This is a genomic window from Archangium sp. (assembly GCF_036277355.1).
In the GTDB taxonomy this organism is placed as follows: Bacteria; Myxococcota; Myxococcia; order Myxococcales; family Myxococcaceae; genus Archangium.
Window position 1 is genome coordinate 1 of sequence record NZ_DASUNC010000054.1, and the last position, 11,896, is coordinate 11,896.

The 11,896-nt window shown below is 66.8% G+C and carries 11 protein-coding genes; 8 read left to right on the forward strand and 3 right to left on the reverse strand.

What is annotated here, in order from left to right:
- Positions 1-206: 206 nt before the first annotated feature.
- Positions 207-2,441 carry an NBR1-Ig-like domain-containing protein gene (locus VFZ09_RS14145; protein ID WP_329728087.1) on the reverse strand — a complete coding sequence of 745 codons (2,235 nt, stop codon included), beginning with the start codon at positions 2,439-2,441 and terminating at the stop codon, positions 207-209.
- Between the two features lie 277 nt (positions 2,442-2,718).
- On the opposite strand from VFZ09_RS14145, the gene VFZ09_RS14150 reads away from it, so the two are divergent.
- The gene (locus tag VFZ09_RS14150; protein ID WP_329728088.1) at positions 2,719-3,720 is read left to right on the forward strand and encodes a VCBS repeat-containing protein; all 1,002 of its coding nucleotides are present in this window, start codon (positions 2,719-2,721) and stop codon (positions 3,718-3,720) included.
- Here VFZ09_RS14150 and VFZ09_RS14155 read toward each other — a convergent pair.
- Both VFZ09_RS14155 and VFZ09_RS14160 read right to left on the reverse strand, forming a co-directional pair.
- On the reverse strand, positions 3,659-4,342 hold the full coding sequence (locus tag VFZ09_RS14155; RefSeq protein WP_329728089.1) for a chondroitinase-B domain-containing protein: 684 nt from the start codon (positions 4,340-4,342) through the stop codon (positions 3,659-3,661). The two genes, VFZ09_RS14150 and VFZ09_RS14155, sit on opposite strands and share 62 nt — an antisense overlap.
- Positions 4,343-4,405: 63 nt before the next feature.
- On the reverse strand, positions 4,406-4,825 hold the full coding sequence (locus VFZ09_RS14160) for a hypothetical protein (RefSeq protein ID WP_329728090.1): 420 nt from the start codon (positions 4,823-4,825) through the stop codon (positions 4,406-4,408).
- A 74-nt stretch (positions 4,826-4,899) separates the two neighbouring features.
- On the opposite strand from VFZ09_RS14160, the gene VFZ09_RS14165 reads away from it, so the two are divergent.
- From VFZ09_RS14165 to VFZ09_RS14195, 7 genes are all read left to right on the forward strand, one after another.
- Positions 4,900-5,460 carry a pyridoxamine 5'-phosphate oxidase family protein gene (locus VFZ09_RS14165; RefSeq protein WP_329728091.1) on the forward strand — a complete coding sequence of 187 codons (561 nt, stop codon included), beginning with the start codon at positions 4,900-4,902 and terminating at the stop codon, positions 5,458-5,460.
- Between the two features lie 171 nt (positions 5,461-5,631).
- Positions 5,632-6,669: a DUF2169 domain-containing protein gene (locus VFZ09_RS14170; RefSeq protein WP_329728092.1), complete on the forward strand. Its 1,038-nt coding sequence runs from the start codon at positions 5,632-5,634 to the stop codon at positions 6,667-6,669.
- Between the two features lie 124 nt (positions 6,670-6,793).
- Complete coding sequence (locus VFZ09_RS14175; RefSeq protein WP_329728148.1) at positions 6,794-7,258, forward strand: DUF4150 domain-containing protein; 465 nt, start codon at positions 6,794-6,796, stop codon at positions 7,256-7,258.
- A gap of 40 nt (positions 7,259-7,298) precedes the next feature.
- Positions 7,299-9,809: a TIGR02270 family protein gene (locus VFZ09_RS14180; RefSeq protein WP_329728093.1), complete on the forward strand. Its 2,511-nt coding sequence runs from the start codon at positions 7,299-7,301 to the stop codon at positions 9,807-9,809.
- Between the two features lie 14 nt (positions 9,810-9,823).
- The gene (locus VFZ09_RS14185; RefSeq protein ID WP_329728094.1) at positions 9,824-10,471 is read left to right on the forward strand and encodes an AHH domain-containing protein; all 648 of its coding nucleotides are present in this window, start codon (positions 9,824-9,826) and stop codon (positions 10,469-10,471) included.
- A gap of 25 nt (positions 10,472-10,496) precedes the next feature.
- Entirely contained in the window at positions 10,497-11,084 is a 588-nt protein-coding gene (locus VFZ09_RS14190) for an imm11 family protein (protein WP_329728095.1), read from the forward strand.
- 2 nt (positions 11,085-11,086) lie between these two features.
- Positions 11,087-11,866: a hypothetical protein gene (locus VFZ09_RS14195; protein WP_329728096.1), complete on the forward strand. Its 780-nt coding sequence runs from the start codon at positions 11,087-11,089 to the stop codon at positions 11,864-11,866.
- The last annotated feature ends 30 nt before the right edge of the window (positions 11,867-11,896 follow it).

Here is an 11,896-nt window from a genome sequence, read left to right on the forward strand (position 1 = left end):
TGCTGCCCTGTCGGGTAGCTACACCCACCTGACTGGGGAAGTCACCCTGTCCCTCGCATGTTTCCAGGATGAAGCAAGGAGTGGATTGGCACTGCCGCGGAGAGTGGATTTCTGTCTATTTTTAAATCCACAACTGTAGTGCAATGGGGCGGCGGGGGGCACTGCCGTGGCGGAAAGGCAGGCCCCCGGTCGCGGGCTCCCGTGGCTCAGGGTGTCGAGGCGGCGGTGGTGTTGCAGATGCCCGCCGTGACATCCTTGCGGAAGATGGCACGACCGTTCCACTCACAGTAGAAGCTGGTCGAGGGATTGGCGTTGGCGTTGAGGATGCAATTGTCCTTCGCCTCCTTGCAGGTGATGCCGTTCGTCTTGATGAAGGCGCTGTTGCTGTTGCAGATGTAGCCCGTGTAGCTGCCGAGCAAGGTACTGGTCTGGCAGTCGACCTGGTTACAGAGACCGGCACTCAACTCCCGGCGATAGATGACGTTGCCATTCCAGGTGCACAGCAGGCTCCTCGTGGGGTTGTTGTTGGCGTTGAGCACACAGTTGTTGTAGGCGCTCGAGCAGTCGATGTTCCGCGTCTCGATGAATTGGGAGCTGGAGTTGCAGAAGAACCCCTCGTAGGTGCCGGTGCCGCTCTTGCCCGTGCAAGGATTCGCCGGGTCCACCACGGTGATGGACACAGCGGGCGTGGCCGCACCGAAACGGGTGACCGCCTCCTGCAGCATCTGCCACTGGAAGGTGTAGGTGCCCGGGGTGGAGGGCGCCACGAGTGACAAGGTGAAGGTCTTCTGCCCGCCCTGCAGCACCTTGTCGCTCGAGGACAGGAGGATGCGTTGAGTACCCCAGGTGGTGTTGTCCTGCGGGCTCTGCGAGCCCAGCCGGATGTTGTTGGCCGCCGTCCACGCCAGGGTGCCCGTGTTCTTCATCGTCACCGTGGCCGTGAAGGCCGTACCCTTGCTCACCTGGGAGGGCACCGTCTGACTGACGAAGTCCGCGCCCCTCACGGGCGTGTTGAGGAACCCCTCCAGCACACCCTTGCGGAAGGGGAGGAAGGTGTTGAGCAGCGCCGGGGAGATCTGGAAGCGCGTCGGGTCCACCGGGTCGCTGGCCTCACTGTTGTGGACGAAGCCAGCCGAGGCGGGCCAGGTGAGGCCACCGCCGAGGGTGTTGGCGGGGGAGGAGGCGCTGCGCTGGTGGCAACCCCCACACGAGAGCGCCTGGGCCCGACGGACGATGTCATCCGGCGTCAGTGGACTACCCAGGCGGGTGAGCTCGTTCTGGATCCGGGTGCGGAAGGGACTGGCGCCCGTACCGAATTGGGCCGGGTAGTCGTCCACCACCCCGGGGGACTGGGAGTTGCTCTGACCACTGTTGAATGCGTCCAGCACCACGTAGTCGAAGCGGTTGATGTCGCCGCGGGCCAGACTCGCCACCTGGGTGACGAAGTGATCCTGGAAGCTCGTGGCCTGGGCACTGGTGTTGGTGGGGTTGAACAAGCCTCCAAAGAGATTGACCTTCACCGTGGCTGGCGTGAATTTGATGATGCAGCCTGTGCTCGGACAGGTGCGCTGCAACTTGAACTCGCGCAACATCCACGGGGAACCGATGAACTGATTGGTGCGCACCTGGCCTACGCCCCGCGCATTGTTGCCATAGTGGTTGATGTGCACCACGGGCGAGAAGCCGGGCAGACCCGTGAAGTAGAAGTCGCGGAGCCTGGTAGCGCGCGAGGCCGGGTCCGCATCGCTGGAGAGGTCCGCCCAGAACCGGGCCACCGGACGGCAGCCCTCCAGACCCAGGCCGGGGTTGGGGTTGGGAAGCACAGCCTCGAAGATGAGGAAGTTGCGGCCGCTGCCGCCACTCGTCTTGCCGAAGACGATGCGGTACTCGCCGCAGTCCGAGCCATCCACCGGGGCCAGGTCGAAGCGGTTGAACAGGCCAATGGCCGAGTACGAGGCCAGGGTGGTGGGTGAGGAGGTACTGGCCTGGGCGCCCTCCCCCGGGCGGCAGGCATAGGGGAAGCCGTTGAGCGTGTTGCCGTTGTCCGTACAGTGCGCGCTGGCCGTCACGGCGTTGAGGTCCGCCTGTCCCGGGGCCGCGTTCTGCGTGTCCCACAACTGACGAAACAGCTGCTCGCTGGTGAATCCCGTACCACCATTCTGTGCCACCAGTTGGTTCAGCACCGCCTGCAAGGTGAAGTTGGCCAGAATCGTCTTGTCATTGACAGCCAGCGAGCGGCGCATGTCCACCGCCACCGCTTGAGCGGACACCCGGCCTGGCTCGGGTGGCAGCAGGCCAATGCCCCCACGCTCCGAATGCAGGGCCTCCTTCCCTCCCTCCTCCTCCACTCGTGCGTCCTGCCCCTCGGGATTGATCCCCAGATCCTGACTGCACGCGCACATCAACGTCAGCGTCAGCAAAACCAGCTGCTTTTTGAACACAAACAACCTCCCCCAATATAGAGTGGCGCCCCTTCTAACACTGCCATGCCAGGGTTTGCGTCAGCGACAGAGGAATCACCTGCTTGTTCACCTGGTTGCTGATGAAGCGGTTCGACGTGTCGGCACGTCTGTTTCGACTCGTCGAAGCCGGCCGCCAGGAGTCCATCGGCGAGTAGATGCCGGGCGCGCCCCTCTGAGCGCCGTACTGGTCCACCGCTTGCTCTTCCCCGGAGCCAGTCACACCGGGGCCATCGCTCCGGGAGCAAAAGGGGGAGACATGCGGTTTCATTGGGCTCTGATGAGTGGCGTGTTGCTCGTGGCGCAGGTGAGTCAGGCCAGCATCACCGGCAGTTCCGGCTCGGCCCTGGCGGATGTGACGGGGGATCGCCGGGCCGACTTCATCACCGTGACCCCCTACGGTCTCAAGGTCAACGTGTCCAACGGGGGCACGTTCCTGGGCACGGCCTCATGGACCACCGACCCGTACTACGGCAGCCGCGGCACCTGGTTCGCCGACGTGACCGGGGATGGACGGGCGGAGGCGCTCGCCATCAATGAGTGCGGCAGCAATTGCGTCATCGTGAGCATGAGGCGCTCCAACGGCTACGAGTTCCTCCCGAATGAGTCCTCGTACGCGGTGAACGCACCCTCGACGGCCAGCTTCGACTTCGCGGACGTGAACGGAGACGGCCGGGCGGACTTCATCCAGGTTCCCAGGGACGGCAGGCAAGGCGTGCTGGTGTCCCTCTCCGTGGGGGCGGGTTTCGACTTCCCCGTGGCGTGGACCGACATCCCCTACCACGGCACCTACGGCACCTGGTTCGCCGACGTGACGGGGGACGGCAAGGCAGACGCCATCGTCTCCAATGAGGGCGAGCTGGTCGTGCGCCGCTCGGATGGGACGCGCTTCCTGCCGAACGAGAAATGGAGCTGGAGCTCCTACTCCGGCACGAAGGGCACGTGGTTCGAGGACGTCACGGGCGATGGCAAGGCGGACGCCATTGTCGAGAACGCGGATGCGGTGGTCGTCCGGCGCTCCAACGGCTCCGGGTTCCTCCCGAACGAGGTCTGGTCGGGCCCGCTCGCATCCAACACGCAGAGCTGGTTCGGAGACCTGACCGGTGACGGCAAGACGGACCTGGTGTACCGGGCCGGCATCACGACGTGCTACTCCTGGCCGGGCCATCCCTGGCCCCAGACGTACTGCACCTACACCTTCAGGTGGTATCTGGCGTATTCGAATGGCACGGCCTTCGGGCAGCCCTTCGTCTGGCAGTGAGCAAGGTGCTCCTGGTGGTCAACGTGGCGAGCCGAGGACGGCGAGCGACCGTGGCGCTCACCGCCGGCGCCGGCGTGCTCCGGCATACAGCGGCAACAGGAAGAACAGGAGCCCGGCCGTGAGGCCCGGGCCGGCATTGCAGCCCCCACAGCCCTGCCCCTCCCCGTCGCCGGTGCCCGGGAGGGGATCCGGGTTGGTGCCGGCGTCGGACTGACTGCGCGTTGAAGTCGCGGATGCGGCTGTTGCGCAGCACGAAGCCTTCGGCGTGGCCCGTGACGTGGAACGCGTGCTCGCAGTTGTCGTCCTGGGGGCAGACGCCCTCGACGGTCAGGCCGTCGAAGGTCCAGTACCGGCCCGACACCTTGAAGCCCTCGAGTGCGTTGAACCGGATGAGCGCGGCGTGCCGGTTCGCGGCGCGCACGGTGATGGGCTGGGTGACGGTGCCCTCCGCCGCGCAGCTCAGGTTCACGTTCACCGCGTACGTGCCGTCCGCGAGGACGATGTCATCACCCGCTTGCGCCGAGGCGAGCGCGGACTGCAACTGGGCAACCGTCGAGACGTTCTTCACCGCGGCCACGGCGTGCAGCGGCAGGAGCAGCAGGACCAGGGGGGTCATTCGCATGAGCGGCGAAGCTACCCGATGCCCGCTTGGATGGGCGGAGTGGATGGCGCGACAGCCGCGTCCTCACTGGCAATAGGGGCAGCTCGGCATCTTCGGGTTGTCCGCCTGCATCTGGCGGTAGATGGCGCAGTTGGCCTGGACCTTCTCCGTGTCGCCGCTGCACTTGTAGTTGTAGGCCGCCTTGCAGAACGAGTCGGACTGCGGGTCCCCGGTGGGGCCGGTGTACGGGGTGTTGCCGCACGCGCCACCGCCGCCCGTGGTGCCGGTGCCATCGCAGAAGGCCTGCGCGGCATCATGCGAGGTGGCGCACCGCCCCTCGATCCACAGGCTGTCGTCGGCGCCGTCGCACAGGTAGCAGTACTGGTTGGAGTCCCCACAGAGGGTGAAGGTGTCGTCGCACCAGTCGCCCTCCACGGCCTCGCAGCCGGCGATGAGCGTGAGAAGGAGGACTGGAATCAGCCGGCGAATGGGGATGTCGAGCATCCCGGCAGATTAATCCGAATGCCATCTGGCCTGTTTCTTTTATGGATTAGCCTGCCGGTGGAGGTCCGTCCCATATGGCGAAACAGTTTCCCCGGCTCGAGCCCGCCCACCGTGAGTTCATCCAGCGCCAGCGGGTGTTCTTCACCGCGTCCGCCGCGCCCACCGGACACGTGAATCTCTCGCCCAAGGGGCTCGACGCACTCCGGGTGCTCGGAGACAGGGCAGTGGCGTACCTCGACCTCACCGGCAGCGGCAACGAGACGGCCGCGCACCTGCTCGCGGACGGGCGGCTGACCCTCATGTTCTGCGCCTTCGAGGGGCCGCCCATGATTCTGCGCCTCTACGGCCGCGGCCGGGCCCTGCGCCGCGGCGGTGAGGAATACACGCGGCTGCTCGCCTCCGGCTTCGGCGGCGTGGAGCCACTCGGTGCGCGGCAGCTCATCCTGCTCGACATCGAGCTCGTGCAGACCTCGTGCGGCTACGGCGTGCCGCTGTACGAATACGAAGGCGAGCGCCCCACGCTCACGAAGTGGGCCGAGGCCAAGGGCCCGGAGGGGCTCGACGCCTACCGGCGCCAGAAGAACACGCGCAGCCTCGACGGGCTGCCGACCGGCCTCTTCGACGAAGGGACCTGACTGTCCCGTCTGCCCGAGACGCGACATGAATCCCTTGAATCTGGTGAAGACTGAGGGGGAGGCGGCTCACGGGCGTGGGGCTGGACGTGGCCAACCTGCACGCCAACACATGCCTGCTACAGTGGCGTCCCCGCCACCCCGGCCTTCCCTCCCGGCGGGCCCGAGCACGCTATGGGACACCCCACCGTCGAGAACGAGACCCCCTTCGCCTTCGACATCATGGGCCTCGCCGATGAGGAGGGGCGCCCACTGCTGCTGCTCGTGGTGAAGGCCACGTACATCATGGGCGAGTCGGGGTTGAAGCTCGCGGACGAGCAGGTGCCGGTGTGCTGGAGTCCCCAGCCCTGGGGCAAGCCCGGCGAGTCCAGCGACAAGTACGAATCCGAGGGCGCCTTCTTCAAGCCGGCCACGGACGTGGCACTCATCGGTCATGCGTACCCGCCGCAGAAGGGCGCCACCGAAACGCTCGTAGTCCTCCAGGTGGGCCCGCTGAAGAAGGCCGTGCGCGTGGTGGGCGAGCGCACGTGGTTCCGCAGCATGAGCCGGGTGGACGCGACCCGGCCGCTGCCCTTCGACAAGCTGCCCCTCACCTGGGAGCGCGCCTTCGGCGGGTGGGACCGGACGGACGCAGCAAAGCCCTCGTTCGAGCTGCGCAACCCCGTGGGCACGGGCTTCCGCGCCAGCCCGCGCCATTTCGAGGAGGGGCTGATGCTACCCAATTTGGAGGACCCAGCGGAACCGCTGCGCGAGTTCGGCCAGCGTGTGACACCCGTGGGTTTCGGCTTCACCTCGCCCCACTGGCAGCCGCGTGCGAAGTACGCGGGCACCTACAACGAAGCGTGGAACAAGACTCGCAAGCCGCTGCTGCCCAAGGACTTCGACCGGCGCTTCTTCAACGCCGCGGCACCGGGGCTCATCGCTCCCGGCTACCTGAAGGGCAACGAGTCCGTGGTCATCACGGGGGCCTCACCAATGGGTCGGTTCGCCTTCCGGCTCCCCGGACAGGCAACTCCCATCGTCACCGTGGCGCTGGCCGGCGGCGAGGACGTGAAGCCGGACATGCATCTGGACACTCTCATCCTCGACACCGACGCGGAGGAGGTCCTGCTGCTGTGGCGCGGGCATGTGGTGCTGGGTGAGGGCATCCACGACGTACGCGGCCTGCGCGTCACCGCGGAGGGCGTGGCCGGGCCCACGAAGAAGGCTTGAGCGAATGGATGGGCTCTCTGGCTTTCCGGGGCCTGCCGCCCCATACCCGGACAGTTGAGCCGTCGTGTGCTCGCGCCATGTGATCCTGATGCGGTACGTTGTCCTGCTCGCGGAGGTCGAGACCATGCCCATCAATACCGGTGTGAACAACATGTCCGTGGTGACCAAGGACTCTGGCGGCGTCACAGTGGCCTTCCCGGACGTGTGCAAGACGCCCAGCCCTGCCGGGCCCGCGCCCATCCCCTACCCCAACGTGGCCCAGTCCTCGGACACCGACAAAGGCACCAAGAAGGTGTCCGTGGCCGGCAACCCCGTGTGCGTGAAGGACTCCAACTTCAAGACGAGCACCGGCGACGAGGCGGGCACCGCTGGCGGTGGCGTGGCCTCCAGCAAGACCAAGGGCAAGGCCGAGTTCGTCAACTTCTCCTTCGACGTCCAGTTCGAGGGCAAGAACGTGGCACGCGCCCTGGACCTGATGCTCCACAACGACAAGAACACGCCTCCCTTCCCACTCGTTCAAGGCCCGGTCATGGCCATGGGCGGCAGCACGGAGAAGCCCGTCTGCCCCATTTGCAAGGACCACTACTGAAGGCGTCAGGACGGCATACTCAACCGCATCAAGGGCGGTCATGTCCAAATCAACTGAATCCGCCACAGCAGCCCTGACGGACATCCAGCGGAGCGTCTGTGCTGAACACCTGGATGAGGCGGCCTTTCTTTGGACCCAGTGGGAGTCCTCGCTCGACTCCCCGTTGCTGACCCTCGGCGAGCTGTATGACGTCGACGAGCGTCGGCTTGTGGCCCACCTCGACGCGCTGGTGCTGGGTGGGGAAGGCGTACGGAAGGAGCTCATCACCCCGGCGCTCGCGAGCGGGGAGCCAGAACTCGTCACGGTCGCCGCGCTGGTGCTGCTCGCCATGCCCTCAGAGGATGAAACCGCGCTGCGCCAGGTGCTGGATGCGCTCGTGGAGGGCGGGCCCGATCTGCGCCCGTGCCTCCAGCGCGCATTGCAGCTCAGCGCCACGCCCACCCGGGTGCCCGCCGTCCAGGAACTGCTCCAGCAAGAGGTCCCGGCGCTCGTGGCAACGGCCCTGGAAGTGCTGACCTTCTGGGGCGCGGACGTCGGCCCCGCGCTCCCCACCTTGTTGGCCCACCCAGCGCCGGAAGTCACAGCAGCGGCCCTGCGCGCTGCGCGGGTCATGGCCGGACGGGTGAGCCCAGCACCGGTGCTCCGTGCGCTGGACTCCCCCCATGCGGAAGTCCGTGACGAGGCGCTCGTCATCGGCACCGCGCTGGGCCTGATGCCGGCCTTCACCCAATGCCGACAGCTCGCCTCCCATCCGAAGACCCCCAGCCGCACCGCAATGCTGTTGCTGGCCATGGGTGGAGACGCTGCGGACGTGCGGCTCCTGCTGGAGCAACTCGGCACGCCGGGAGCCCAGGCCGACGCGCTCTGGGCGCTGGGGTTCAGCGGCCGCAGGGAGGCGGCAGAGTCCTGTCTGGAGCTGCTCGATACGGCGGGGCTGGAGGGGCTCGCGGCGGAGGCATTCTGCGCCATTACCGGACTCCGCCTGGAGGGTGCATTCCTGCGCCCCGAGCCCGAGAATGACGAGGAGGAGGAGGCGCCGCCCCCCCTTGCGCCCGCGCTGCCGCGCGCCGATTCCGGCCTCGTCCGGCGCTGGTGGCTGGAAGTCGAGCACCGGCTGAAGCCCCGAGGGCGCTACCTGCTGGGCCAGCCCCTGGTGGGTGAGTGGTTGCTCGAATCCTTCGAGCTCGTGCCCCTGAGACGGCGCCATGCCATGGCCCTGGAGGTAGCGCTGCGCGGACGGGGGGCCCACCTCATCCAGACACGAGCGTTCACCGACTTCCAGCGCACCCAGCTCCGCGCGGCGGTTGCGTCCGCCCGGCAGTGGAACCTGGAGAGGCCCTTCCAGACCCTGTCCGCTCCATGGGGGGCGGACAGTGCTCACACGGCCGCCAATCCCCGGCCGTCGGCACGCCGCCAGGAGGCACCGCTCTCCGCCGAGGCGCTCGCCGTCACTGGCATGGGATTGGTGTCGGCCCTGGGTGAGGACGCGACGGGCTCCTGCGCCGCCGGTCGCGCGGCGGTGCTACGCATCCAGGAGCTGGAGGAGGCCTACGTCTTCGACCCGACCTCCCGCGAGCTCGAGCCCGCCTACGGCCACAGCGTGCCCTGGGTGACGCGCGGCTTTGCCGGACTGGGACGGCTGGCGGTCCTGGGGGGCGCGGGCCTGAGCAGCCTCCAGCGCGCGACCGGCCAGGAGGACTGGGAAAGAGTTGCGCTGTTCGTGACGACCCGCAGCGGGTTCCATGACCAGCTGCACGCGGAGCAGGAAGGAGCGACTCCGGACGGCCCGGCCTCCCTCCAGAAAGAGCTCCAGCAGTCTCTCATCCCGCGGATGCTCAAGACCCTGGGAGTCCGTCAGGCCCCCTGGGTACAGAAGGCCTTCCTGGGGGAATCCGGCTTCATCCAGGCGCTCCAGGAGGCGGCGGAGCTGCTGCGGCAAAGGCGCGTCGAGCAGTGCATCGTGGGCGGCGTGGATAGCCTCGTCGAGCCAGAGATGGTACGGCAGTTGGATGCGCTGAGGTTGCTCAAGAGCCCGTCCAACCCGGTGGGCTTCATCCCCGGAGAGGCGGCAGCCTTCCTGCGGCTGGAAGCACCGGGCGCGGCGCTCCGGCGCAAGGCGCCCATCGAGGCCCTGCTGGACTCCCCCCGGCGCCAGGCCGAGCCATTCCACCGGAAGTCCCGCCAACCCGCCCTGGGCATGGCGCTCGCGAGTTGCATCGGCGCCGCGCTTGGCCCGGCGCGGGGGCATGACGCGCAGGTGGGACTGGTCATCGCCGGCTTGAACGGTGACGCATACCGTGCGCAGGACTGGGGCCACGCGCTCATCCGGCTGAGAGGGGAGGGCCTGCTGGAAGCGGGCGTCCCCGAGTGGTACCCGGCCTTCCCCTTCGGTGAGGCAGGCGCCGTCATGGGTCCACTCGGGGTGGCCATGGCTGCCCGCGGTTTCATGCGGGCGTATACTCCCCCGGGAACGACGCTGCTGTGGGTGGGCAGCGACACTGGCGAGCGGGGTGCCCTGCGCATCCACGCGCCCACAGTCCTCCAGCCCTGACGCGAGGTGCGGCCATGGCCGACAAGCAACACGTCCGAGCACTCTGGAAGAAGCCAAACCACGAGCAGGAGGAGGGCTGCATCAGCAGCCACGAGTACAAGTACTGGAAGCCCAATTACCCGAACTGCGCCTACCGGGTGAAGGGCTACCAGGAGATTATTGGCAATCCAGCCAAGTTGCGGCTGTACATGAAGAAGCCCGCGTGGGCCTTCGGTGGGAAGAACTACACCACCGAGAGCGAGCCCTTCAAACACCAATACCACCACATCATGCCCAGTGGGGTGCTCAAGGCCAGCCTGACGAACGACGAGCTCTCCATCCTTCAGGCATCCCGTTACAACATCAACGAGGGCATCAACCTCATCATCCTACCGTACCTCGATCCGGATGCGCTGGAGCTCGGCCTGCCGGCGCACGTCGGCTATCACAAGGAGTACAGCGACGACTGCAGCAAGGCCATCAACCAGATGAAGCAGGACATCTCCAAGCTGACCGAGGATGGCAAGCACGACATCACGGACGCCAACGTGGACTGCTTCCGGGCATTCCTCCGCCGCTGGGAGCAGGAGGAGTTCTGGCTCATCGTGGAGTACGGACAGGAAGAGGCCAGCCAGGGGCTGATTCCCCGCATGAACGACGGTATGGTGCCGATGGCCTTCTAGAGCCCCAGACCGAGACGACGAGCCCATGTCCAAATACTTCATCATGACCACCAGGCGTCATGACGACTTCACCGCCATCATGGCGTACCCGCGGGCCATGACGCATATCCACAAGCCCTCGTACGGCATCCGCATGGGGGCGGATTACAAGGCGGCCTATCCATTCGAGATGGACCCCGAGAGCACGGGCCTGAAGATCGCCGATGTCATCCACAACACGGTCGGCTATCTGATGGTGTCGGCCCGGATGAAGGCGTTCCTGGAGCAGCACACGAAGGCGGAGATTGAATTCCTGCGCTTCACCCTGATGAACCACAAGGGCCGCGTCGAGAGCGATGACTGCTATATCGTGAACGTCATCGGGGCCCACGACTGGCTCGACATGGAGAAGACCGAGGGGCAGAGACACCCCTTGGAGCAGGAACGCTTCACTCGGTTGAAGCGGCTGATTCTGCACGAGGACAGGATAGATCCGGAGACCAACCTCTTCCGGGTGTCCGCCGCGCCAGGGCTGCTCCTGGTCCGTGAGGACCTCAAGGCGAAGATCGAAGCTGCAGGCTTTACCGGGCCCGCCTTCTACGAAGCCGGCACGCCCATCAGGCTAATGGTCTGAGCATGGAGCCCCTGGCCCGAGCGCAACACAACTACAGCTTCCACCTGAACCGGACGCTGCAGGCCGTGAAGCGCCCGGAAGGGGCCACGGCGCAGGAACTGGCCACGCTCAGCTTCGCCTGGCGCATCCTGGCCCTGTGCTCACTGCTTCAGGATGCGGACGCGGACACCTTTGCCCTGCGGCTGCGCAAGTCCGCCCAGGCACGGCTGGCCCTGCTGGTGCTGGCGGAGCGAGCGCCGGTGGAGCCCCGGCTCCTGTGCTGCAGCAAGGACCTGGGCTTTGGCGCGGCCCTGGCCGCCGGAGACCTGGAGCTGGCAGCTGCCATCGCGGCCCGCTCCCCCAAGCACCACTTCCAGGGTGTGGAGTACGAGGATGACTTCCTCTTCTTCCACCTGCTTCACCGGATGCTCCTAGCGCCCGAGGACCTGGATGGACGGGCACGGCTGCTGAGCCGCTGGGAGCAGGTGGAGCAGGGCCAGCCCAGCGCGAAGTTCGAGCTCACCCAGGCGCTCGTCGAGAAGGACGCCAGACTGTTCCCGGCGGCGTTCACGGCCCTGCTCGAGGCCCGCCAGGAGAAGCTCCGGAAGTACTCACAGCGCCTCAGCTTCGACCCGGAGCTGAACGCCACCGAGGGCAAGGTCTCTGTCGAGGGACTCGCCATCCTCCGCATGGCGGAGCTCCATGGGCTGCCGACCCGGTCCAGCTACGACTTCATTCCGTCACTCGCACGAGTCGCCCCCGGGGGCCCGGCGCTGCCCGAGAACGCTTGGTGCAAGCCCTGAAGCCCGGCCCGCCCACCTCCCGGGAATGCC

Coding starts and splice junctions, on each gene's coding strand:
- VFZ09_RS14150 (WP_329728088.1), top strand. CDS start 2,719: ATGCGGTTTCATTGGGCTCTGATGAGTGGCGTGTTGCTCGTGGCGCAG.
- VFZ09_RS14155 (WP_329728089.1), bottom strand. CDS start 4,342: ATGCGAATGACCCCCCTGGTCCTGCTGCTCCTGCCGCTGCACGCCGTG.
- VFZ09_RS14160 (WP_329728090.1), bottom strand. CDS start 4,825: ATGCTCGACATCCCCATTCGCCGGCTGATTCCAGTCCTCCTTCTCACG.
- VFZ09_RS14165 (WP_329728091.1), top strand. CDS start 4,900: ATGGCGAAACAGTTTCCCCGGCTCGAGCCCGCCCACCGTGAGTTCATC.
- VFZ09_RS14170 (WP_329728092.1), top strand. CDS start 5,632: ATGGGACACCCCACCGTCGAGAACGAGACCCCCTTCGCCTTCGACATC.
- VFZ09_RS14175 (WP_329728148.1), top strand. CDS start 6,794: ATGCCCATCAATACCGGTGTGAACAACATGTCCGTGGTGACCAAGGAC.
- VFZ09_RS14180 (WP_329728093.1), top strand. CDS start 7,299: ATGTCCAAATCAACTGAATCCGCCACAGCAGCCCTGACGGACATCCAG.
- VFZ09_RS14185 (WP_329728094.1), top strand. CDS start 9,824: ATGGCCGACAAGCAACACGTCCGAGCACTCTGGAAGAAGCCAAACCAC.
- VFZ09_RS14190 (WP_329728095.1), top strand. CDS start 10,497: ATGTCCAAATACTTCATCATGACCACCAGGCGTCATGACGACTTCACC.
- VFZ09_RS14195 (WP_329728096.1), top strand. CDS start 11,087: ATGGAGCCCCTGGCCCGAGCGCAACACAACTACAGCTTCCACCTGAAC.